Source organism: Gammaproteobacteria bacterium, from assembly GCA_019748175.1.
Taxonomy (GTDB): domain Bacteria; phylum Pseudomonadota; class Gammaproteobacteria; order JAIEPX01; family JAIEPX01; genus JAIEPX01.
In genome coordinates, this window is record JAIEPX010000002.1 from 57,602 (window position 1) to 80,516 (window position 22,915).

At 38.9% G+C, this 22,915-nt stretch carries 29 protein-coding genes; 21 read left to right on the top strand and 8 right to left on the bottom strand.

Going from position 1 to position 22,915, the window contains the following annotated elements:
* Positions 1 to 19 precede the first annotated feature (19 nt).
* The 4 genes from K2X50_00475 to K2X50_00490 form a co-directional block, all read right to left on the bottom strand.
* Complete coding sequence (locus K2X50_00475) at positions 20 to 259, bottom strand: hypothetical protein (protein ID MBX9585708.1); 240 nt, start codon at positions 257 to 259, stop codon at positions 20 to 22.
* Positions 260 to 414: 155 nt separating this feature from the next.
* Positions 415 to 1,110 carry a hypothetical protein gene (locus K2X50_00480; protein ID MBX9585709.1) on the bottom strand — a complete coding sequence of 232 codons (696 nt, stop codon included), beginning with the start codon at positions 1,108 to 1,110 and terminating at the stop codon, positions 415 to 417.
* 114 nt (positions 1,111 to 1,224) lie between these two features.
* Positions 1,225 to 1,509, bottom strand: coding sequence for a hypothetical protein (locus K2X50_00485; protein MBX9585710.1), 285 nt, complete (start codon positions 1,507 to 1,509; stop codon positions 1,225 to 1,227).
* A 231-nt stretch (positions 1,510 to 1,740) separates the two neighbouring features.
* On the bottom strand, positions 1,741 to 2,169 hold the full coding sequence (locus K2X50_00490) for an Hsp20/alpha crystallin family protein (protein ID MBX9585711.1): 429 nt from the start codon (positions 2,167 to 2,169) through the stop codon (positions 1,741 to 1,743).
* Positions 2,170 to 2,425: 256 nt separating this feature from the next.
* Between K2X50_00490 and K2X50_00495 the strand changes: the two genes are divergently transcribed.
* Together K2X50_00495 and K2X50_00500 are read left to right on the top strand one after the other, a co-directional pair.
* Complete coding sequence (locus K2X50_00495; GenBank protein ID MBX9585712.1) at positions 2,426 to 2,584, top strand: DUF3309 domain-containing protein; 159 nt, start codon at positions 2,426 to 2,428, stop codon at positions 2,582 to 2,584.
* Between the two features lie 22 nt (positions 2,585 to 2,606).
* On the top strand, positions 2,607 to 2,795 hold the full coding sequence (locus tag K2X50_00500) for a hypothetical protein (protein MBX9585713.1): 189 nt from the start codon (positions 2,607 to 2,609) through the stop codon (positions 2,793 to 2,795).
* 67 nt (positions 2,796 to 2,862) lie between these two features.
* Here the strand turns inward: K2X50_00500 and K2X50_00505 are convergent, their stop codons facing one another.
* Entirely contained in the window at positions 2,863 to 3,081 is a 219-nt protein-coding gene (locus K2X50_00505; GenBank protein ID MBX9585714.1) for a DUF3185 domain-containing protein, read from the bottom strand.
* 80 nt (positions 3,082 to 3,161) lie between these two features.
* Positions 3,162 to 4,022 (bottom strand): bifunctional methionine sulfoxide reductase B/A protein, encoded by an 861-nt coding sequence (locus tag K2X50_00510; GenBank protein ID MBX9585715.1) that lies wholly within the window; start codon positions 4,020 to 4,022, stop codon positions 3,162 to 3,164.
* Between the two features lie 145 nt (positions 4,023 to 4,167).
* Between K2X50_00510 and K2X50_00515 the strand changes: the two genes are divergently transcribed.
* Together K2X50_00515 and K2X50_00520 are read left to right on the top strand one after the other, a co-directional pair.
* Positions 4,168 to 4,389, top strand: coding sequence for a hypothetical protein (locus K2X50_00515; GenBank protein ID MBX9585716.1), 222 nt, complete (start codon positions 4,168 to 4,170; stop codon positions 4,387 to 4,389).
* A gap of 127 nt (positions 4,390 to 4,516) precedes the next feature.
* A complete protein-coding gene (locus tag K2X50_00520; protein MBX9585717.1) occupies positions 4,517 to 4,888 on the top strand; it encodes a hypothetical protein in 372 nt (123 codons plus the stop codon).
* A 46-nt stretch (positions 4,889 to 4,934) separates the two neighbouring features.
* Here the strand turns inward: K2X50_00520 and K2X50_00525 are convergent, their stop codons facing one another.
* Positions 4,935 to 6,239 (bottom strand): acyltransferase, encoded by a 1,305-nt coding sequence (locus K2X50_00525; protein MBX9585718.1) that lies wholly within the window; start codon positions 6,237 to 6,239, stop codon positions 4,935 to 4,937.
* A 212-nt stretch (positions 6,240 to 6,451) separates the two neighbouring features.
* On the opposite strand from K2X50_00525, the gene hemE reads away from it, so the two are divergent.
* The 3 genes from hemE to K2X50_00540 are packed head-to-tail and all read left to right on the top strand — an operon-like array spanning position 6,452 to position 9,285.
* The gene (hemE, locus tag K2X50_00530) at positions 6,452 to 7,507 is read left to right on the top strand and encodes a uroporphyrinogen decarboxylase (protein ID MBX9585719.1); all 1,056 of its coding nucleotides are present in this window, start codon (positions 6,452 to 6,454) and stop codon (positions 7,505 to 7,507) included.
* A gap of 27 nt (positions 7,508 to 7,534) precedes the next feature.
* The gene (locus K2X50_00535; GenBank protein ID MBX9585720.1) at positions 7,535 to 8,683 is read left to right on the top strand and encodes an FAD-dependent oxidoreductase; all 1,149 of its coding nucleotides are present in this window, start codon (positions 7,535 to 7,537) and stop codon (positions 8,681 to 8,683) included.
* 14 nt (positions 8,684 to 8,697) lie between these two features.
* Positions 8,698 to 9,285 (top strand): MarC family protein, encoded by a 588-nt coding sequence (locus K2X50_00540; protein MBX9585721.1) that lies wholly within the window; start codon positions 8,698 to 8,700, stop codon positions 9,283 to 9,285.
* Here K2X50_00540 and K2X50_00545 read toward each other — a convergent pair.
* Positions 9,282 to 9,665, bottom strand: a complete 384-nt coding sequence (locus K2X50_00545) for a response regulator (protein ID MBX9585722.1) — start codon at positions 9,663 to 9,665, stop codon at positions 9,282 to 9,284. The two genes, K2X50_00540 and K2X50_00545, sit on opposite strands and share 4 nt — an antisense overlap.
* A 177-nt stretch (positions 9,666 to 9,842) precedes the next feature.
* On the opposite strand from K2X50_00545, the gene K2X50_00550 reads away from it, so the two are divergent.
* The 14 genes from K2X50_00550 (at position 9,843) to dacB (ending at position 22,877) form a co-directional block, all read left to right on the top strand.
* Positions 9,843 to 11,162: a replication-associated recombination protein A gene (locus K2X50_00550; GenBank protein MBX9585723.1), complete on the top strand. Its 1,320-nt coding sequence runs from the start codon at positions 9,843 to 9,845 to the stop codon at positions 11,160 to 11,162.
* 208 nt (positions 11,163 to 11,370) lie between these two features.
* Positions 11,371 to 12,450 carry a TIGR03032 family protein gene (locus K2X50_00555; GenBank protein MBX9585724.1) on the top strand — a complete coding sequence of 360 codons (1,080 nt, stop codon included), beginning with the start codon at positions 11,371 to 11,373 and terminating at the stop codon, positions 12,448 to 12,450.
* A gap of 129 nt (positions 12,451 to 12,579) precedes the next feature.
* Positions 12,580 to 13,326: a YebC/PmpR family DNA-binding transcriptional regulator gene (locus K2X50_00560; protein MBX9585725.1), complete on the top strand. Its 747-nt coding sequence runs from the start codon at positions 12,580 to 12,582 to the stop codon at positions 13,324 to 13,326.
* A 4-nt stretch (positions 13,327 to 13,330) separates the two neighbouring features.
* The gene (ruvC, locus tag K2X50_00565; protein MBX9585726.1) at positions 13,331 to 13,846 is read left to right on the top strand and encodes a crossover junction endodeoxyribonuclease RuvC; all 516 of its coding nucleotides are present in this window, start codon (positions 13,331 to 13,333) and stop codon (positions 13,844 to 13,846) included.
* Entirely contained in the window at positions 13,836 to 14,435 is a 600-nt protein-coding gene (gene ruvA, locus K2X50_00570; protein ID MBX9585727.1) for a Holliday junction branch migration protein RuvA, read from the top strand. Before ruvC ends, ruvA begins: the two co-directional genes overlap by 11 nt.
* A gap of 19 nt (positions 14,436 to 14,454) precedes the next feature.
* Positions 14,455 to 15,474: a Holliday junction branch migration DNA helicase RuvB gene (gene ruvB / locus K2X50_00575; protein MBX9585728.1), complete on the top strand. Its 1,020-nt coding sequence runs from the start codon at positions 14,455 to 14,457 to the stop codon at positions 15,472 to 15,474.
* A 23-nt stretch (positions 15,475 to 15,497) separates the two neighbouring features.
* Positions 15,498 to 16,175 (top strand): protein TolQ, encoded by a 678-nt coding sequence (gene tolQ / locus K2X50_00580; GenBank protein MBX9585729.1) that lies wholly within the window; start codon positions 15,498 to 15,500, stop codon positions 16,173 to 16,175.
* Positions 16,176 to 16,209: 34 nt separating this feature from the next.
* Positions 16,210 to 16,638, top strand: a complete 429-nt coding sequence (tolR, locus tag K2X50_00585; GenBank protein MBX9585730.1) for a protein TolR — start codon at positions 16,210 to 16,212, stop codon at positions 16,636 to 16,638.
* 14 nt (positions 16,639 to 16,652) lie between these two features.
* A complete protein-coding gene (gene tolA, locus K2X50_00590) occupies positions 16,653 to 17,789 on the top strand; it encodes a cell envelope integrity protein TolA (GenBank protein ID MBX9585731.1) in 1,137 nt (378 codons plus the stop codon).
* Positions 17,790 to 17,846: 57 nt separating this feature from the next.
* A complete protein-coding gene (tolB, locus tag K2X50_00595; GenBank protein ID MBX9585732.1) occupies positions 17,847 to 19,121 on the top strand; it encodes a Tol-Pal system beta propeller repeat protein TolB in 1,275 nt (424 codons plus the stop codon).
* A gap of 45 nt (positions 19,122 to 19,166) precedes the next feature.
* Positions 19,167 to 19,733, top strand: a complete 567-nt coding sequence (locus K2X50_00600; GenBank protein MBX9585733.1) for an OmpA family protein — start codon at positions 19,167 to 19,169, stop codon at positions 19,731 to 19,733.
* Between the two features lie 9 nt (positions 19,734 to 19,742).
* Positions 19,743 to 20,753, top strand: a complete 1,011-nt coding sequence (ybgF, locus tag K2X50_00605; protein ID MBX9585734.1) for a tol-pal system protein YbgF — start codon at positions 19,743 to 19,745, stop codon at positions 20,751 to 20,753.
* A gap of 13 nt (positions 20,754 to 20,766) precedes the next feature.
* The gene (gene queE / locus K2X50_00610) at positions 20,767 to 21,408 is read left to right on the top strand and encodes a 7-carboxy-7-deazaguanine synthase QueE (protein ID MBX9585735.1); all 642 of its coding nucleotides are present in this window, start codon (positions 20,767 to 20,769) and stop codon (positions 21,406 to 21,408) included.
* A gap of 11 nt (positions 21,409 to 21,419) precedes the next feature.
* Positions 21,420 to 22,877: a D-alanyl-D-alanine carboxypeptidase/D-alanyl-D-alanine-endopeptidase gene (gene dacB / locus K2X50_00615; GenBank protein ID MBX9585736.1), complete on the top strand. Its 1,458-nt coding sequence runs from the start codon at positions 21,420 to 21,422 to the stop codon at positions 22,875 to 22,877.
* Positions 22,878 to 22,915 lie beyond the last annotated feature (38 nt).

Genomic DNA, 22,915 nt, shown 5'->3' on the forward strand with positions numbered 1-22,915 from the left:
AAATCAATATGAAGCTAGGTTATCTCGTATCAATAAAATTTTTTGCACTCTGAATAAAAATTTCATGAGCTTCGTCTTCACTATGGCAAACCCAATTGTCATCGGGTATTTCATTAAGTGGCAGTTTTATTACATTAATATCCTCTCCTGTAATATAGGTAATGAATCCATTAGGGCTAAAAGTACCCGGAGGATCTCTTAACGTTCTAGGCGATGATCCTATCTTATATCCTTTGTAGATAATTTCTTTCTTAGACACGGCATCTCTCCTTACTTAACTTTGATTTCAATTAGTATCAATTATAGCTCATTTTTCGTGTGTGAGCCTGTCAGTGTTGAATTCTGGATGAGAAGTGTTAGAGAAGTATGAGCTACCAAGCCAATCGTCACTGCGAACCTGAAAGTGTTTGTTAATCATAACGATTCTTCTTGTTGATTTTGGATAAATTTTTCTAGTTCCACATAATACGAGTTGTTATCTGTTTCAGTGCGCCGCTCGGTAATAAATAGCTTGAATACCTGATAATAGAACTTAATTGATGGTCCTGATAGTAACTTTAAGTCATCCTGTCCAATGGCATTATTATTAGCAAAAAATGAGATGGTTTCTAGACATTCTAGAAAATTCATTAAATAAATGAAATCTCTCATTTCATATTTCTTTGTGCTTGTTCTCATCAAAGCGACTTTTCTTGCAGTTTCGGTTATTCTATATTGTCTCGAAATTGAGTCTGGCCCAATTTCCCGGTATATTTTATGTATTATCGCTCTTGCTTTAATTGATTGTAGGCTTGAGTACTGTTGATCAATCCTCATTATGAAGTCATTCTTAGAGATTTTATTGGCATTATAAATTTGACGCCAACTTCCAAGGAGAATTGCAATTGTCAAAATAAGAATTACCGCAGCATGAAATTTTACGGGATCTTTACTGTCAGGGCTGTGTTTATAATCTAATAGATTATTGACTAGATCAAAATCAAAAAAAATGTCAATAACTACAGCTAAACAGAAGAAAACCATAGTAATCGACAAAATAAAGAGAATGATCTCAAATAATTGACTTTTCATGCTGATAAATTTTTTTATCAGAGGTCTGAATAGAATCATAAAACACCACCTTGCTAATTTTCCTTAATATATTTTCATTTAAGTTAATAGATAAAACAATATATTGATGAGTCTATGTAAAATGTAAAGCTAACATCAGATTGTTTTAATATGTTAAAACTCAGTGTCATAACTTGAATTACTTCTTGGTTGTGTGTTTGGTTGATTACTCCTAGAATCAGATCCATAGTTTGGGTTTGCTTTAGAACCTTCTTGCCCAGTATAAGGATTTACGTTTGGTTTTGTGGACCAGTTATCATTGAAATTTCCATTTGGGTCTGATCTATAATGTGGTGCAACGTATGTGCCATCAGACTTTGTATATCCACGGACAGAAACATCTCCCATTGATGATGTTATCCAAACTAGTAATACGCAACCAAGTATATATTTAGCCATGATTATTCCTCCAGTTACTCACGTATTAAGTATAGTGCAGAACGAGCATTTTTTCCGGTTGATAGGCTGCGACCCTTAAAACCCAGGGGTTAAAATACGTTCATTGGCATACTTGAAGATCCAAATGTCAGAAGGGATTTGAGTAAAGGAAGGCCAATATTTGCTGTAAAGAAAGAGCATACTGCCCGAGTTCTAGTGCATAAGCCTATGACCCCGGGCAATAGATGAAAATTATTTAACTTCAATTCGTAATGGTTGAGCGATTGATTGTTTAGGAACACGAATATCCAAAACACCATTTTCATAAGTTGCGGTCATTTTTTCGCAATCAACTATATCAGGGAAGCTGAAATTGCGACAAAATGAACCGCTGCTGCGTTCAATGCTTTTAAATTTATTTTCATTTTCTTGCTTTATGGTTTCGCGCTGGCCCTTAATTGTTAATCGTCCTTGATGAAATGAAATTTCAATATTTTCTTTCTCAAAACCAGGCAAATCCATGTGTATATTATAAGAATCATCATTTTCAATAACATCTGCTGGTGTTAATAATGTTGAAGTATTAGCCTTTTTTAAACGCTGTGCTTGCACAAGAGGATGCTCAAATAATGATAAAATATCTGTAAATTGTTCATAGGGGGAAGCTGTTAATAAAGTCATAATAGTCTCCTTTAATTTAAATGTTGAACGTATTTCCAAGATAGGGACATTCAAAAAATTTCAAGGGTGCGAATCTAACTTGATTATTAATGTGACTAAAAGAAGTGTGCCCACCATATGGTTTTTTGCAACGACACAGTAGGATAGGGAAAGCACTATTAAGCGAAGACTTGACCCGGACTCTTTTGCTACGTACAGTGGGGAAGCTTGCACTTCCCAAGGGAATGGTTTTTTTAAGCGTTAAACAGGAGGTTTTATGTCTTTAGGTACTATATTGATTGTTGTGCTGCTGCTTATGTTGGTGGGAGCAATCCCTACTTGGCCTCATAGTAGAAGCTGGGGTTACCGCCCAACAGGAATCTTAGGAACTATACTGATTATTGTATTAGTTTTATTCTTGCTCGGTAGAATATAAAGCAAACATCAAGGAAAAAGTTATGACACTCATTACAGTTGTTCTTGTTCTAATTGTTATCGGTATTTTACTCGGGTTAATCAATCGATTCATTCCAATGGCGAGCTCCATCAAAAGCATCATTAATGCAGTGGTTGTTATCGCTGTGATTTTGTGGCTCTTGACTGTCTTTGGTGTTATTCACGGCGGAGATTATCTTAGATTGAGCTAACTTTTCCATTATTGTCACTTCGCGAAGGTTCATAGTTGAACCTTCGCGCATGTTGATGCAAATCTTTTTACTTTCTTCCGACAACCACCAAAACAAGACCCGCCACAATGCATAATCCGCCCAAAATCGGTGGAAAATAAACTGTTTTTGGATGTTCAGCAGTTATAGTGACGTCTCCAATCTGAGCCACTTTCTCTTGTTTAGTATAGGTAAAGCCTTGGTAGGTCAGCGTTACGATGCCAGCAAGGAGCAAAACAACTCCTAAAATACTGAGAATGCCTTTCATAAATAGATCCCTCTTTAAATAGACTCCATCGAGAAAATAGCATGGATGACAGTAAGAGTATAGTCAATGTGCTCAAACGATTAAAACTTCTTTTGATAAATATGGCAGTAGGGTAATTCGCCTTTTTTTTCGTAGTATTTTTGGTGATGGGTATCTTGTTCAGGATAAAAAATAGTGAGGGGAAGAATTTCAGTGGCGACATTAATACCTTGATTTATGAGAATATCACGATATTTTTCTGCAATGATTTTTTGATCCGTAGAATTATAAAAAATAGCAGAACGGTATTGGTGACCAATATCAGGTCCTTGTCCGTTTCGCTGGCTGGGATCGTGAGTTTCAAAAAATAATTTAACAAGATCTTCGTAATTGGTTGTTTTAGGATTAAATATCACGCGAATAGATTCAGCATGTCCAGTATCGCCAGCGCAGACTTGTCGGTAAGTCGGATTTTCGATATTACCACCCGCATAACCTACGCGTGTTGAAATGACACCTTCTGCTTTATTAAACCAATATTCAGTTCCCCAAAAACACCCCGAAGCAAAAACAGCAGAGTCATAATCTTCTTGAAATTGTTTTTGTGGGATAAATTTTAATGATAATGAATTGACGCAATGACGAGAATTTTTGGGAGTATAGTGTTCGCCTGTAAATACATGCCCTAGATGACCATTACAATTTGCACACAAGATTTCTGTTCGAGGGTCGTTGGTGTGATAAACACGAAGTACGTTGCCCGGTATTTCGATGTCAAAGCTAGGCCACCCACAATGAGCTGAGAATTTTGAGCGGGATTCATATAGGGGGTTAAGGCATTGTCTGCAGACGTAAACTCCTGATTCCGTATGGTCATTATATTCACCGCTAAAAGGGGGCTCTGTGCCTTTATCCAACAGAATATAGGCTTCTTCAGGGGTCAATTTGCTGTATTTACTCATCATCCACCTCTTTTTTCAAAATGAGCTATACTTAAACTAAGTACAATAAGGCTCACGGATATGTTAGCACATTGTATGAGATTTCTTTGCGATACATAGCCTTTTATGTATCTATTTTTTGTGTCAGCTGTAAGGAGACCCTTGTATGAAAACTTTATTAACCAGTGTTATTGGACTTTCAATGATTTTAGCATTAAATGGTTGCGCTGTTGGTGGACATTTTGGTCATCATCATCGACACCATCAACAACATCACAAAGTTCATGGTGTAACACATGAACGTCATCATGTTGTACGTCATCATGATGGCAAGGTAGTTAAAGAAGTGAAAGTTGAAAAAACTGAAAAAGTTGAAAAAGCAAATTAAGATTTTAAAAGAATCCACTAGGAAATTTAAATCTTTGTATATTATTGCAACTAGTAGAAAGTAGGTTATTTCCTACTTTCTACTTTAGTTAGGGAATAATTAGTTGTATATGAATGGAGGTACCATCATGAATAAATTACTTATGAGCGCATTAGGAATATTGATGACATTATCATTAATGGGATGTGTTGTAGATCCTTATGGCTATAGTGTTTATGATTACGACACCCCTGCTGTAAGTACAGTTGGTGTCTATTACGATAATGATTATTATTACCCAGGTTATTATCCATCCTTATACTATTATGGAAATTATGGTTACGGTGGAAATAATTGGCGTTGGCACGATCATCATGGTTGGGGCGGCGGTCATGGTGGCCATGGCTGGAGCGGCGGTCACGGCGGTGGTCATGGTTGGGGCGGCGGTCACAGCGGTGGTCATGGTTGGGGCGGCGGACACGGTGGTCAAGGAGGTCATGGTGGACGCGGACATCACTAGACTTTAGAAAAAATCAAAAGGTGAGCCATTATAGCTCACCTTTTTTTTATGCAGTTGCATTATCGATTTGAATATCTCTTGAAAAACTTCTTTTGCGTCTTTTTGATAGTTGTAAAAATATTTTTACTCTATGGATTATAGGTTGTTCTAAAAATAAAAATAAAGGTATAGACACCATATAAGTGATTACGATTAGATATAACCCATATTTAAAATAGGATTCAGGTGTTACATTTTGATGAGTCGAAAAATAAATCATAAAGCCAAATATCATCACAAATGGATGCATCATATAAGTGCTATACGATAATCTTCCCATAGGACGTAATAAAGTAGATTTAAGTACTGTAATGAGTGATTTCATGATAATTCCCTTTGGGCTGTCTGCTAACAGAATAATCAGAGCAATAATCAGTGCAAAAATATTGCGTTGAATGAGAATGACCCAATAGGTGCTGGTTTGCCACACTGTGTGTGATTGGTTAAAAAACCAAACAGGATCATTCATCAGCACAAAGCATAGTAATCCCAGCAAGGTTAAGGAAATGAGATTGGAGACAGATGTGGGCAATCGTTGTATAATTTTGTGAAGTTGATCACGATGATAGATGAAAATATACGCGGTAATAATACCATATAAGATTGAGTCAGTTCGCACATAGAGCTTGTCAATTCCGATATTAAAATATAACCACGCTTCTGGTGTTGTGAGATAATACGAATTTTGAGTGATGTGGTAATAATGGTGCGAGTGAATAACATAAGGAATTATTATAAATGGTGCTGTTAGAAATATTGCTGCTAATGCAACACAGGTTTTTTTCCCTATGATTCTTTTTGTTAATAACCACATAATGAGTGCAAAAATCACGTAGAATTGGAAGTCAATGGCAATTGACCACGTCCAAACGGCAAATTGATCTGGCATGGCAAGAAAATTATTGACTTGCAATATATTTGCCCAGATATTTTGTAAGTTCATAGGTAGAAACAAAGCACATGTTATCATGACAAATAAATATAAGGGGAAAATACGAGCACCGCGTCGAATAAAAAAATCGTATAAATCAATTTTCCCAGTGCGCTTATAGGCTTTGATTAAAGAGTGGCCAATGACAAATCCACTGATCACAAAGAAAACATCCAAAGATACACTTGGGGCTAATGCATATTTAAAAAAAGGATGCTCAAGAATTTTGAGATATTGTGAAGGCGCCCAAAAAAATGCACCAAATAATGCTAAGTGATGGACCATGACTCGCAATGCAGCAAGGGCTCTCAGACCCTCAATATGACCGTATTGATCAGAGTCTTGTCTGTATAATTTATAAAGATATTTTGGTTTTTCCAAAAACGTCCATCCTGGGTTTCTGAGTTGACTAGGCCATGAAAACCAAATGTTAGCTCTTTGTCAAGAGAGATGGGTTCAGCAGCAATGAATATATAGTAATGAGTGAGCTAAACAACTAAAATCTCTTAATCGGGAGATGCTGGGACTTTGCCTTGAGGTTTGGTACCATGTTGTTCATCAGGGGTTGTCCCCTCTCTATAGAAGGTTGAGATATGCGTGATCATCGATTATTGAAAGCATTAAGGCGTGAGCCAGTTGATAGGACCCCTGTTTGGCTAATGAGGCAAGCAGGACGATATTTGCCGGAATATCGTGCTTTGAGAGAAAATATAAAAGACTTTATGACATGCTGTAAAACACCAGATATCGCTTGTGAAATTACCTTGCAACCATTAAAACGTTTTAATTTAGATGCGGCGATATTATTTTCAGATATTTTGACAATCCCCGATGCAATGGGCTTGGGGTTATATTTTGATAAAGGAGAGGGGCCGCGTTTTGAGCGCCCTATACAGTCTCGCGAAGCATTTGAAAAACTGGTTTTGCCAGACGTAGAAGAAAAGCTTGGTTATGTGATGGATGCCATTCGTTTAGTTTCTCGAGAATTATCGGGTACATTACCTTTGCTCGGTTTTAGTGGTAGCCCTTGGACATTGGCAACTTATATGGTTGAGGGTGGTTCCACAAAAAATTTCTCGAAAATAAAAAAAATGATGTTTACCGACCCGGCATTGTTGAAATCGTTGCTCGATCTGTTAACCGAATCAGTTATTGAATATTTAAAAGCACAAATTGCTGCTGGAGTTTCAGCTGTGATGATTTTTGATACGTGGGGTGGGGTGCTGTCCACACGAGAATATCACGAATATTCTTTATCGAATTTGCAAAAAATAGTCAGTGCATTAAAAAAATCTCCGATTACTTCTAGTACTCCGGTCATTTTATTTACTAAGAATGGCGGTGCATGGTTGGAAAATATTGCGGCTACGGGTTGTGATGCTGTTGGCGTTGATTGGAGTGTCAATATGGGTGATGCTCGATCTCGAATTGGTAAAGCGGTTGCTTTGCAAGGTAACATGGATCCTGGTGTATTATATGCTTCTCCACAATTTATTCGTGATGAGGTCGCATCAATTTTATCGCAATTTGGTCACGGTGAAGGTCATATTTTTAATTTAGGTCATGGTATATTTCCAGATGTACCTCCTGAGCATGTCGGTGTTTTTGTTGATGCGGTTCACGAATTGAGTGAGCAATATCACAAATAACAGCGAAAATTATTATTAGAGGAATATATGAACGGTGGTTTGGTCATTATTGGTTCTGGTTTAGCAGGGTACATGGTCGCCAAAGAATGGCGAAAACATGATACAACGACACCATTAACAATTATTACTCAAGGTAAGGGGGATTTTTATTCAAAACCTCTTTTATCGACTGCATTAACGCATAAACGCACACCAGAAGTTTTGCCCACTTCATCGGCAACTCAAATGGCAGAACAATTAAATGCAAATATTATTACTCAGACGCAAGTGAATGCAATTCAACCTGAGAATAAAACAATCATTTATAATGACGAAAAATTAACCTACGACAAATTGGTATTAGCTGTAGGTGCTGATACGATTAAGCCTGTTATTATGGGTAATGCTGCAGACAAGTTAATTTCTGTTAACAGCTTAGAAGAGTATTCGGTATTTAGAAATAAATTACATTCAGATGCGCGCATTACCATTTTGGGAGCTGGTTTAGTAGGGTGTGAGTTTGCAAATGATTTAGCTAATGTAGGACATCCTGTTGATGTTGTTGCATTATGTCCGTATCCATTAGATCGATTAGTGACTCCTGAGATGGGAGAGGTTGTTAAAGCTTCGTTAGAACAAAGTGGAATTAGTTGGCATTTGTCTCAATCAGTAGAACGTATAGATCAGGATGGTGATTCATTTGTATTGACGCTTAATAATGGTAAGCATTTAAACTCTGATGTCGTTTTATCAGCAGTGGGATTACGACCTCATATCGATTTAGCTAAAGCAGCGGGCTTACGTGTAGACCGGGGAATTTTAGTCGATAAATTTTTAGCAACCAGTGCTGAATCAGTCTACGCCTTAGGTGATTGTGCTGAAGTATGTGGTTGTATCTTACAGTATGTAGCCCCATTATTAGCGTGTTCTCGCGCATTAGCTAAAACCTTGGCGGGTGAGCCAACAGAAGTGATTTATCCTGCCATGCCTGTAGTATTGAAAACGCCAGCCTGTCCTTTAGTCGTGTCTCCACCCCCTCAAGATGTAGAAGGCGAGTGGATAATGAGTGGAACACAATTTGACCGCCGTGCGTTATTTTATGATACTGATCAGCAGTTAAGAGGATTTGCATTAACGGGGACGATGGTAAAAGAGAGAGCAGAATTGCAAAAGTTGCTTCCTCCTATTTTTTCCTGAATTGAGGATTGATAATGACATTTTACAAAGCAGCGTTAACACTGATTCTAGTTATGGATCCGCTTGGAAATATTCCAGTAGTGATATCTTTGTTGAAAGGACTTAGTCCTCAACGATTTACACTTGTGATTGTTCGAGAGACATTTATTGCGAGTTTAGTTTTAGCGGTATTTTTATACTTTGGCGCATCTTTGTTGGAAGGGTTTAATATCTCTCAACCGGCTTTGCAAATTGGGGGAGGTATTATTCTTTTTCTTATTGCGATTAAGATGATATTTCCTGAAAAAGATTCTCGTGCTGTTGATGATATAGAAGGTGAGCCCTTTGTTGTTCCTTTGGCGATCCCCTTAATCGCAGGGCCTTCTGCATTAGCCACGGTTATTTTGTTTTCAACAGCTAAGCCCGAAATGATGCCTACATGGTTGTTAGCAGTATTTGTAGCGTCTTTTGTGTGCTTGATAATATTATTATGTGCACGCTTTTTGATTGGTTTGTTTGGGCCTCGTGGTGTGATAGCGATTGAAAGACTTATGGGTATGATACTAACGACTATTTCAGTGCAAATGTTTTTGGATGGCGCAAAATTGTTTTTCTCGAGTTAAACGGGTAACTTTCCCCATTTACGAATCATGTGACTAATTTGTTCTTGTCGAAAAGGTTTGAGTAAAACATCGTTCATTCCAGCAGTAATAAAACTATGTAATTCATCTTCAAAAGAATAGGCTGTGGTAGCGATAATCGGCGTATATATTCCTGCCTCGCGAAGTTTTTGTGTCACTTCTATGCCATTGAGATCTGGAAGTTGAATATCCATAAAAATAAGATCATAAGTGTTTTTTTGTGCAAGTTCTAAAGCTGAGGCGCCGGTATTAGCAGAATCATATCGACATCCAAGGTTGTCCAACATAAATTGAACCACTTTTTGATTAATGGGTTCATCTTCAACAAGAAGTATATTTAATGTGGGTTCCATATCAGCCATATCCTATAGTCCTTATACATTCGAAAGATGTCTCATTATAACAGATCTTGAGGAATTTTTCACCCCTAATCTTCAGCAGCTTTCGCTTAAGCACTAATTCCTTCTTTATTATTGAAACTGAATGGAAAAAAGAGTATATGTTTAAAAAGTATATGATATGTGAGAGTGGGGTGAGTAATGACTAATATTTCTACGATTTCTAAAACAAACATTAATCAGCCATTGGCGGCAAGACTTCGACCTGAAAACATCGCGGAGTACGTGGGGCAATCTCATCTTTTGGGATCTGGTAAGCCCTTGCGGCAGGTTGTAGATAAAAAAGCCATTCACTCTATGATTTTTTGGGGGCCTCCAGGAAGCGGAAAAACAACTTTAGCTCGATTATTAGCGATCAATGCAGATGCTCTTGTCGAACAATTATCTGCAGTTTTGGCTGGTGTTAAAGAAATACGAGAAGTCGTTGCTAAAGCGGCTCTTCATACTCAACGAACGGTACTTTTTGTTGACGAAGTTCATCGGTTTAATAAAGCTCAACAAGATGCATTTCTGCCTTTTGTAGAAGATGGAACTATAACATTAATTGGAGCTACGACTGAAAATCCCTCATTTGCTCTCAATAATGCTTTGTTGTCTCGTTGTCGAGTGTATGTACTAAAACCGTTACAAACAAAAGAAATAATTGAAATTTTAACGCATGCGTTGAGTGACCGTGAAAGAGGATTAGGTAAATTTAATTTACACGTTTCTGCCGATATTTTAAATCAAATAGCAGAATATTCAGATGGAGATGCGCGTCAAGCTCTCACTTATTTAGAAATTGCCTCAGATTTTGCTCAAGAAAAAGAAGGTCATTTCGAAATTACCCATGATATTTTAACATCGCTTTTACAGGGTAGACCGCAACGATTTGATAATCATGGTGAAGCCTTTTACGATCAAATTTCTGCTTTGCATAAATCGGTTCGAGGTTCAGATCCCGATGCATCATTGTATTGGTTGTCGAGGATGTTAATTGGTGGCTGCGATCCACATTATATTGCGCGTCGAATAGTGCGTATGGCGAGTGAAGATATTGGTAATGCTGACCCGCGTGCGTTAGAGTTAGCATTAAATGCGTGGCAAGTTTATGAACGAGTGGGAAGTCCAGAAGGAGAAATCGCATTTGCACAAGCTATTGTCTATATGGCTTGCTGCGCAAAAAGCAATGCGATTTATACTGCATTTAACGCTGCTTGGGATGATGCAACGTCTTATGGTAGTTTAGATGTGCCTCTTCATTTACGTAATGCTCCAACGCGATTGATGAAAGAATTAGGCTACGGAAAAAATTATCGTTATGCTCACGATGAGGCGAATGCTTTTGCAACGGGAGAAAATTATTTTCCAGAAGGTATGCCTAAAAAGATCTATTATCAACCTGTTGATCGAGGTCTTGAAATTAAAATCGCTGAAAAGTTGAGGCATCTTCGTGAAGCAAAAACCGTAATCAATGAATAATGTATATCGCACAGATTTATTGCTAATAAATAGCAAATCATGGTAAGTTTTTGTTCTTCTGTGTTGTGTTGCTTTATTTCCGCTTGTTTATGGCGTGGTTAATCTAGGCTTAACTGGGCGATAATTCATTTGTTGACTATACTGATAGTTACGGAAGTGAAAGGAATCTAGGATCCTTCTATCTTAGTATTATTAGGGAGAAGTTAGCATGCAAAATCCAGTGGAAACACCAACCAAGGAAGAGCAACCAAAATTTGAAATGGAAGTTTCACGTCAACTTCCAGATTGGTTGGTTGAGCAAAAATGTAGTTTATTATTTACAACGTATCAAGCGGGTAAATTATTTTTAATTGGTGTTCAAAAAGATAAAAAATTATCTGTTTATGAGCGTACATTTCCACGTTGTATGGGATTGTGTGTTGACGGAAAAAGTTTGTACATGAGTTCGCTTTACCAAATCTGGCGATTTGAAGATGCTTTATTAGATAATCAAGCCTATCAAAATTATGATGCGGTTTATGTTCCAAAAATGTGTTATGTCACTGGCGATTTGGATGTGCATGATGTAGCTGTAAATAAAAAGGGTGAAGTCATATTTGTTAATACATTATTTAGTTGTTTATCCAAAGTAAGTTCTACGCATAGTTTTAAACCTTTTTGGAAGCCTCCATTTATTAGTAAACTTGCAGCAGAAGATCGCTGTCATTTAAACGGATTGGCCATGGAAAAAGGTGAGCCTCGTTATGTTACTTGCGTAGCTCAGGCTGATGTACATGAAGGATGGCGTGAACATCGCACTGATGGTGGTTCCGTAATCGATGTGAAGACAAATGAAATTGTGTGCGCTGGGTTATCGATGCCGCATTCGCCAAGATTGTATCAAGGAAAATTATGGTTATTAGAATCAGGTACTGGCTATTTAGGGTATGTCGATTTGAAAAAAGGAAAATTTGAGCGAGTGACATTTATTCCTGGATATACTCGCGGATTAAGTTTTGTTAATGATTTTGCTGTCGTGGGCACGTCAAAATGTCGACAAAATGGCACTTTTTCCGGACTCGAACTTGATAAATCATTAGATGAGAAAAAAGTCGAAGCGCGATCAGGGTTACATATTATTGATTTGCGAACAGGTGATATCGTTCACTATTTGCGCATGGAAGGTGTAGTTGAAGAACTCTACGATGTCGTGGTACTAGAAAACCATATATTGCCTATGGCAATTGGGTTCAAGACAGATGAAATTCGTCGCATGATTTCTGTTGAAGATAATCCAGATTTAAAATGAAGAGCTTCCTTTCGCGATGAGGGGTTTTAGTCCCCCTCTCTCCTGGCTGACAGTCTCCCATACCTAGTGTATTATACAGACCAAATTAAGTGGGGTTTTAGAGATTGTTAGACGTTAGGGGGATAGAACATGGCAGGTCATAGTAAATGGGCCAACATTAAACATCGCAAATCCAAACAGGACGCAGCGAAAGCGAAGCATTTTACTAAGCATATCCGCGAGATTACGACAGCCGCAAAAATGGGTGGAGGGGACGTTGCTGCTAACCCTCGATTGAGATTGGCAGTTGAAAAGGCGCGCGGGGATGATATGCCCAATGACACGATCAAACGGGCGATTGCGCGTGGTGCTGGTGGTGGGGATACAGAACAACTCGATGAAATTGTCTACGAAGGCTATGGTCCGAACGGTGTTGCAGTGATGGTGAAATGTTTGACAGACAATCGAAATCGAACGGTGGCTGAAGTGAGACATGCGTTTACCAAAACGGGTGGTAATTTAGGGACAAGTGGTTCAGTAGGTTACTTGTTCAAAGAACAAGGGTTGATACTATTTCCTTCTGGCTTAGATGAAAATAAAATTTTAGAAATCGCAATGGAATCGGGTGCCGAGGACATTATTACCTGTGATGATTCTTCAATCGAAGTGTATTCGTCCCCTGAAAATTTCCAGCAGATTAAAGATGCTATGGAAAAAGCAAATTTACAACCTAGCAGTGCCGAAGTAACAATGATTGCAGCTAATTCAGTAAAAGTTGAAGGAGAAGAAGCAGAGAAAATGATGAAGCTGATAGATATGCTGGAAGATCTTGATGATGTACAAAACGTTCATTCCAATGCAGAATTTTCAGATGAATTTTTAAATTCTTTGTCATAGCGACATGAAAAAAACAATTATTTTAGGAATCGATCCCGGTAGTCGAACGACAGGATATGGTGTGATTACAACAACAGGTAGTCGTCATACCTACTTAACGTGCGGAATTATTAAAACGACGGGTGATGATATGGCTGTACGATTACATCAAATTTATCAGGGTCTTTGTGAGATCATTAAGACCTATCAACCCGATGAAGCAAGTATTGAGCAAGTATTTATGAAAAAAAATGTAAGTTCTGCTTTGAAATTAGGTCAAGCACGAGGTGCGGCTTTGGTTGCTTTGGCGAGCTTTGGAATTTCGGTCGCTGAATATTCAGCGCGACACATTAAACAGGCCATTGTTGGTTATGGTGGGGCAGAAAAAAGGCAAGTACAGCATATGATCAAAGTGTTACTGAATTTAGATAAAGCACCTCAAACTGATGCGGCTGATGCTCTGGGAATTGCATTATGTCATGCAAATTCTCGTGGTAGTATTTCACGGTTAAAACTGTTGGAGTCTGAAAATGATTGGTAGTTTGCGAGGAAAAATTCTAAAAAAAAATCCACCTCAAATTTTAGTTGAAGTTAATGGCATCGGTTATGAAATAGAAACGCCAATGTCAACATTTTATCATTTGCCCGCTGATGAAAAAGAAATTTTTCTTTATACTCATTTAGTAGTTCGTGAAGATGCTCATTTATTATTTGGTTTTTATCAAGAACGAGATCGAGTTTTATTTCGTCATTTAATTAAAGTGAGTGGAATCGGTCCTAAAGTGGCATTAGCTATTTTATCCGGCATGGATTCAGATAGTTTCATGCGATCTATATTAGATAATGATACGGGAAGTTTGACACGAATACCGGGAGTAGGCAAAAAGACGGCCGAACGATTGGTCATCGAAATGCGTGATAAATTAGCCGCTTTTGGAGAAATAAACTTATCGACTGGAATTTTACTTAACAATGGAGAGCCTGCGGGTAGCGAAATCGCAGACGCTATCAGCGCTTTAGTCTCTTTGGGATACAAGCCTGAGCAAGCCAGGCGGGCAGTAACTAATGCACCCGCTGGTTGTGTATCGAGCGAAGCAATTATAAGATATGCCTTGAAAGCGATGGCCTAATATTCACTTGGGAATAACGATGATAACAGAAGATAGGATAATAGACCCCACAACCAAAGGTGATGATGAATCCTTTGACAGAGCCATTCGGCCTAAAACATTAACGGATTATATTGGTCAGCCTGCTGTGCGTGAGCAAATGGAAATCTTTATTAGTGCAGCACGTGCACGAAACGAAGCCCTGGATCATGTTTTATTATTCGGGCCTCCAGGTTTAGGTAAAACAACATTAGCGAATATTATTGCGACAGAAATGGGCGTGAATTTACGTCAAACATCAGGTCCTGTTATTGATAAGGCTGGTGATTTGGCCGCATTATTAACGAATTTAGAGCCTCATGACGTTCTTTTTATTGATGAAATACATCGTTTAAGTCCCGCTATTGAGGAAGTATTGTATCCAGCAATGGAAGATTATCAGCTGGATATCATGATTGGTGAGGGGCCTTCTGCGCGATCCATCAAAGTGGACCTGCCTCCCTTTACTTTATTGGGGGCAACAACGCGCGCTGGTCTTCTTACTTCACCTTTGAGAGATCGTTTTGGGATTGTGCAACGGTTAGAATTTTACAACGTTGATGATTTGACGAAAATTGTGACACGTTCTGCACGATTACTACGTGTAGCAATAGATCCTGCAGGTGCAGTCGAAATTGCACGCCGAGCACGAGGAACGCCTCGAATTGTGAATCGATTACTTCGTAGAGCACGTGATTTTGCTCAAATAAAAGGTAATGGTGAAATCAGTGAGGACATTGCGCATAAAGCATTAAATTTACTGGAAGTCGATGATCGTGGTTTTGATATGATGGATAGAAAATTATTGTTAGCTGTGATAGAGAAATTTCAAGGAGGTCCTGTTGGATTAGATAGTTTGGCTGCAGCAATTGGAGAAGAACGAGGCACAATTGAAGATATTTTAGAGCCCTATTTAATACAGCAGGGTTTTTTACATCGAACATCACGTGGGCGTGTGGCAACCCGTTTTGCTTATGAACATTTTGGAATGACTTATCTTCAAACAGAAGATATTTTGTAATTTTATCGACTAGGAGTTTTTTTATGAGTGAAAATGCGAGTTTATTAACATTTATTTTTGACGCAGGTCCATTAGTAAAATTTGTGATGATGATATTAATTTTGGCATCGATAGTCTCATGGGCATTTATCATTCAGCGTGCGTTTTTTTTCAGAGACACGCGTCGACAGTCACAACATTTTGAAGATCAGTTTTGGTCGGGTGGTGATTTAAATGAGTTATTTGAAAAACTAAAACGACATCCACAAGAATTATCAGGATTACAAGGATTGTTTTTTGCCGGTTTTGAAGCATTTTTACGTATCCGACAAAAAACTAATGTTTCTCCTCAGGCAATTATGGAGGGCGTGCAACGTGCCATGCGAATTGCAGATGCGCGTGAGCAAGATAAATTAGAGAAACATTTACCTTTTTTAGCGACAGTAGGATCTACAAGTCCTTATGTGGGATTATTTGGGACTGTCTGGGGAATTATGACTTCATTCCAAGCATTGGCTGGACAATCTCAGCAAGCCACTATTGCAATGGTCGCTCCAGGAATTTCAGAAGCCTTGATTGCTACGGCAATGGGCTTATTTGCAGCTATTCCTGCAGTAATTGCGTATAATCGATTCAACAGTGATTTTGAGCGGATCAGTAATACTTATAATACTTTTCAGGAAGAATTTATTGCATTGCTGAGTCGACAAATTTCTCATTAACCGGTATTTCGAATTTATTTTGTGAGGATGGAAAATGCGTAAACGTCGTGGCCGAATGGCAGAAATTAATGTAGTTCCGTACATTGACGTTATGTTAGTGTTGCTCGTTATTTTTATGATAACCGCGCCACTGTTGAATCAAGGGGTGCAAGTTGAATTACCCAAGGCTGCATCGCAACCTTTAACGTCAGCTGAAAAAGAACCCTTAATCGTGAGTGTGAATTCACAAGGTCAATATTTTTTAAATATTTCAAGCGCCCCCAGTTCACCTATTACTGAAGATGATTTGATGCGAGATGTGGCTGCAGAATTAGCTAAGGCAAAGCAAGAAAATCGAGAACAACAAGTGTTTGTGAAAGGTGATCATCATGTTAATTATGGCAGTGTGGTGCATGCGATGGTCATTCTACAAAAAGCGGGTGCACCTCGGGTTGGGTTGTTGACTCAGCCTAGTTTGGATTAACCTGGATATTGCATATGGCGGATTCAAATCAACAATCGACATTACCTTGGCGTTATCTACTAACGTCTTTGGCGCTGCACATCTTGTTGTTTTTGGGGTTAATTGTTACTTTGCCTAGCTCGCAGGTTCAGTTGGCCCAGTCTTCAGTCAAAATAGTTCAAGCTGTTGCAATAGATGAAAGAACGCTTCCTACGCAAATTAATCAGATTCCTGAGTCTCCTGGCGCTGAAACCGAGCCTGTACAGACTAAGCCGACTGAAGAAGTCGCTGTTAATCAAGTTGAACCTGCGCCTGTCCCTGTGCAAGAAAATATCGAAAAAGATAGAATTAAAGAACAGAAAGTAAAAGAGCAGCAAAAAGAGTTGGAGAAAATTCGTGCTGAAGCAGACAAGGAAAGAGTAGAAAAAAAACAGCAGGAAGCAGAAAAGCTTCATCAGGAAAAATTATTAGCTGATGCAGAAAAGAAACATGAAGAAGATTTAAAAGCAATAGCTGAAAAACAACAGCTTGAAAAAGCACTTGCTGAAACTGAAAAAAAACACCAAGAAGAGCTTCGTGTTGAAGAAGAAAAGCAACAGGCAAAGCAATTAAAAATGGCAGAAGCAAAAAAGAAAAAAGAACTCGCTAAATTAGCCAAGCAACGTGAAACTGAAATGGCTAAAGCTTTAGATGAACAACTCAAAAAAGAACAGCAACAGCTTCAGGCACAATCGCAAGACAAAAAAGCGTTGGAGAAAAAACGAGCTTTAGCGAAATTGGCCAAAGAGAAACAGCTAGCGATGGCAAAAGCATTAAATGATCAATTACAAGACGAGCAACAGCAATTGGCTAATGATGAAAACACGCGCGCGATGCAGGGCGAATTAGATAAATATAAAGCTGCGATTCTAAGTTCAATTGGTCATCATTGGCTTGTGCCACCCGGTAGCAATAAAGAAGCGTCTTGTCAGTTGCTCATTCATTTGGCGCCGGGTGGCGTAGTTTTAGATGTGACCACAGTAAAATCCAGTGGCGATGAAGCGTTAGATCATTCAGCGCAAACAGCTGTTATGAAAGCTTCTCCTTTGCCGGTTCCTAGTGAGCCAACAAAATTTAATCATTTCCGGGAATTGCGATTGACAGTAAGACCCGAGCAAGTCACAGTAAGGTAGGGCCTTTATCCCATGCCCCCTGCAACAAGAGAGGAAAAGCCAATGAAAAAATTGATTATGATTGCTAGTGTTGCGACGACGATATTTGCAACGCTTTCATCGTTTGGAGCCCTAGATTTAGAATTGACTCAAGGCTTCGATGGCGCCATTCCGATTGCTATCGTTCCTTTTGCGGGTGATTCCAATGATGAAAATGCCCTATCTAATGTGATTATTTCTGATTTGTCGTATTGTGGTCGTTTTAGAGTCATGCAAAAAGATAAAATGACACAATTACCTCATGCAGTTGAGTCAGTGAATAAATCGTCATGGCAGCAATTAGGAATGGATAATATTGTTGTTGGTAAAGTCGAACGAAATGGAAATAAAATTCATGTGGTTTATCAACTGATCGATATCTATGGTAAAGAAGGTGTGTTGCTTGATCGCACTTTTGCTGCGGAAGAAAAAAATCAACGTTCGCTAGCACATCATATTAGTGATCAAATCTACGAACAATTAATTGGAAAAAAAGGAGTTTTCTCTACACACATCGCGTACGTCCTAATTCAAGACGACGGAGGCTCACTCAAACGTTATAATCTCGTTGTAGCGGATGCTGATGGATATAATCCTCAAAAACTTTTAGTTTCGAAAGAACCTATCATGTCGCCTCGATGGTCTTCGGATGGCAAACAAATTGCGTATGTTTCATTTGAAGGACAAAAAGCCTCAATTTATGTTCAAAATGTGACTACAGGTGCGCGTCATATTGTTGCAGCATTTCCTGGGATTAATGGTGCACCTGCTTGGTCTCCGGATAATTCAAAATTAGCGATGGTTCTTTCAAAAAGCGGAGTCCCTAAAATTTATGTGATGAATTTAGCGACTAATCAGCTGACTCAAGTGACTGATGGATTTTCGATTGATACAGAGCCACGGTGGTCACCTGATGGAAAATCACTCATTTTTACCTCTAATCGTAGTGGTAGCGGACCTCAAATTTATCAAGTGAGCGCATTGGGCGGTGCCATTAAGCGTTTAACATTTAATGGAAACTACAATGCGAGCGGTAATTTTACACCGGATGGAAAATCCATTGTCTTATTGCATCAAGAAGATGGCGTGTTCTCAATTGGACGAATTGATTTAGCGAATAATCATTTTGAAAGGCTGACGGATACGACGCGAGATCAATCACCTAGTGTTGCGCCCAACGGTGATATGTTGCTTTACGCAACTCGACATAATGGACGGCAGGTCTTGGGAATGGTTTCTATTGATGGTAGAATACAATTACGCTTACCAGCACAAGAAGGTGATGTGCGAGAGCCAGCGTGGTCAACCCTATAGACGGGGAAACGTTGGGCAATGTTAATTTAATTTAAGGAGAACGTTATGAGAAAAGGTCATTGGCTAGTTATTGGGATGGTGGCAGGTGCATTGGTGTTAAGTGCCTGTTCAACCACTAAGAAAAAGGGCCCTGGTGTAGACGATCAAGTGTTTAGTCAAGAAGAAGGGCGTACAGGTCGTATGGCAGGTGATACCAGCATCGAAATTGGCAGTCCTGAATGGCTGAAATTACGCAAACAGGCTGAAAGAAATAAGTGCGAAATGATTGCCGCAGTCGGTGGTGTTCAGCAACATATCTTCTTTGAATTCGATAAAAGTGATGTGCCCGATGAATCGCTGGAAGGCATTCATGCTCAGTCACAATATTTACTCTCGCATGCTGGTACAAAAGTACGGGTCGAAGGTAATGCCGATGATCGCGGAAGCCGAGAATATAATGTGGCTCTAGGTATGCGTCGTGCCAATACGGTTGTCGCTATATTAAAAGAAGATGGTGTACCTGCTCGTCAAATTGAAGCGTTAAGTTATGGCGCTGAAAAACCAATGACTAAGGGTGATGAAGAATCATCATATCGATGCAACCGACGTGTTGATATCGTATTTTTAAAGTAGGATGAGATGATGAAAAAATGTTTGATTTCTGTTGGATTGGCTTTAGTATTGAATCCATTGGTATCATTAGCTGTTGCGCAGGTCGAAGATTACAGTGAATCCGCGACTGATACACAAGAAGAGGGCATTTCTTTTTCAAGACCCTCATCTGTGAGCGCTTCTAGATCTTTGCCGGATCGATTGCGAGTTTTAGAATCGAAGGTGGATAATTTATCTCAAGCCAATCTCACTGCGCGCATTGAAGAATTGCAACAAACAATTGCAGAGCTTCGCGGGCAGTTGGAAAAGCAATCACATGAATTGGAGCAATTAACGACCAATCAGAAATCATTCTATCAAGATATCAATAGTCGTCTTGGACAATCTTCTACAGCACCAGCAGCTTCTGCCTCAACAGCGGATGCTGCTGCGCCTGTTGCAGCAGATGTGCCACCAGCAAAACCGGCTATTGAAAATACTTCAATATCTGCACGTATAAAAGCCAGCTCTTTAGGAAATGTTAAAACGACTTCTTCAGCAAATCCTGAAGTGGCTGATGCCAGTGATCGACCTTCTGTTGCAAAGTCTTCTATAACAGATGTTCCTGTTGCAAAAGCGTCGGCTACTATTTCCAAAGCGAGTGATACTCCTGTCACAGGAGAGCAAGGGCTTTATCAGCAAGCGTTTGGTTTGTTGAAAAGCAAACAATACGATCGTGCATTAACACAATTTAAAGAGTATGTGACTAAATATCCTAAAGGAAATTACGCAGTTAATGCGCATTTCTGGATGGGTGAAATTAGTTATTTGCAAGGTAAGCATTCTGCAGCAAAAAAATCTTTTGAAACAGTGGTGAAAAATTATCCCAAAGATAAAAAAATTCCTGATGCGATGTTGAAATTAGCAGTTATTGCAACGGATACAGGGCATAAATCGCAAGCAGAAGAAATGTTAGCTCAAATTCAAAAACAATACCCTGGCACTACAGCGGCTCGTTTAGCAATGATTCGTGCTCAGGAGTTGCGTCTCTCTACACATTAGATCATTGATAATTATGCCTCGGTTACGAATTACAGAAATATTTTATTCCTTACAAGGTGAAACAAAAACCGTTGGGTTGCCAACGGTTTTTGTGCGTTTAACAGGTTGTCCTTTACGTTGCCAATATTGTGATTCAGCGTATGCATTTACCGGCGGAACTTATTTCACTGTGCCTGAAATTTTGGATCAAGTTGCTCAGTATCAAGCTCAATATGTCACAGTAACTGGCGGCGAACCGCTGGCACAAAAAGAGTGTCATGACCTACTGACGGCATTATGTAATGAAGGTTATGAAGTGTCTTTGGAAACCAGTGGTCATATACCTTTAGATGGTGTGGACCATCGTGTTGTCAAAGTGATGGATATCAAAACGCCTGGATCAAATGAGTGTGATAGAAATCATTGGATGAATTTAAATTATTTGCAATCACACGATCAAATTAAATTTGTGATTTGTCATCGTGAAGATTATGAGTGGGCAAAACAGATTTTGTCACAGCATCAATTAAACGACACCTGCGAAGTTTTATTTTCGCCTAGTTATGGTCAGCAAGATCAGCAAGTGCTCGCTAATTGGATTTTAGAAGATCGATTGCCGGTGCGATTTCAAATTCAGTTGCATAAAACATTGTGGGGCGATGTGCCTGGGAAGTAGATGAGGGAGCAATGAAATCAAATTGGACAATAAAAAATCATGTGGCACTTCTCGGTGTATTGATTTTTTGTTTGCTGAATTCATCTATTTACGCAAGTTCTCAAGAATCGCTTCATAGACAACTTTTACCCGTAATAGAACATGTGATGCCTAGAGCAGCGATAGGTATTACTGTGGCTGATGCCACCACAGGCCACATCCTCTATGAATATAATGGTTTTCAAGCTTTTAATCCCGCCAGTTGTGCGAAATTATTTTCGACATCGGCTGCATTATATGGTTTAGGGCCGGATTTTCGATTTAAGACCCAAACTTTGTACGACAAATTTCAATTAGAAAATGGCACATTGAAAGGAAATTTATGGTTGCATTTTTCAGGTGATCCTTCGCTCAGTCTGGATAAACTGAAAAAGTTAGTGAGTGGAATTCGGGCTGCGGGTGTAAATCACATTTCAGGTAATTTAGTGCTCGATAATACGGCATTTGAATCACCCTGGTATGGTCCCGGTTGGGGGCAAGATGATTTAAATTGGTATTTTGCTGCGCCCATTACCAGTATTGTTTTGCATGATAATGCGGTTGGTGTGAATATCATATCTAATACTTCTTTAAATAAACCTGCTTCATTAAGCCTGGAAGAAGGGCCGTTAAAACCTTATTTTCAGCTAAATCATCAGGTGAATACAGTTACCTACGAAGAGTCAATGAAAGCCTGTGAAATAGTTTTGGATGTGGACTCAGATAATCATATTTCTTTTAAGGGTTGTTGGCCTTTTTCGTCTAATTCTGAGCGGCTCAATGTAGCGATTAAAAATCCCGAATTACTTGCCAAAACTGTGTTAGCGCAGTATTTAATAGAACAAAATATACAGTTAGACGGAAATATTGTGATAGGGAAAGCTCCCGAAAAACTTTCTGCGTTAACATCTATAGAATCTTCTCCGCTTAAATCATTAATTACTGTCGTATTGAAAGATTCTAATAATGTTTATGCTGAATGTATTACTAAAGCACTCGGTCGTCAGCTTTATCATCAAGGAACATTTTTAGCGGGCAGTCGAGCCATCAAGACTATTCTGAAAAAACAAGCCGATATTAATTTTGATCAAGCTGTGTTGGTGGATGGTTCAGGGCAATCACGTTATGATTTAATTACACCCCGACAATTCGTACGATTACTGTATGTTATGAGAAATGATAAAGTCTTATCTGATATTTTTATCAACGCACTGCCAGAGTCGGGCACCGATGGCACCTTGAAAAATCGATTTCAATCTTCTGATCTTGTTCATCATATTCACGCCAAAACAGGAACACTTCAAGGTGTATCAACATTATCCGGTTATATGACAACCAAAAGTGGAAAACCTTTGATTTTTTCTATTCTGCTAAATCATGTCGTCGGTGATACAAAGCAATCACATGATTTACAATCTCAAATTACACAAATACTCTATAGCTCATTATAATTTTCGAATAGGCTGTAACCCTTTCCCTTATTGGCTTT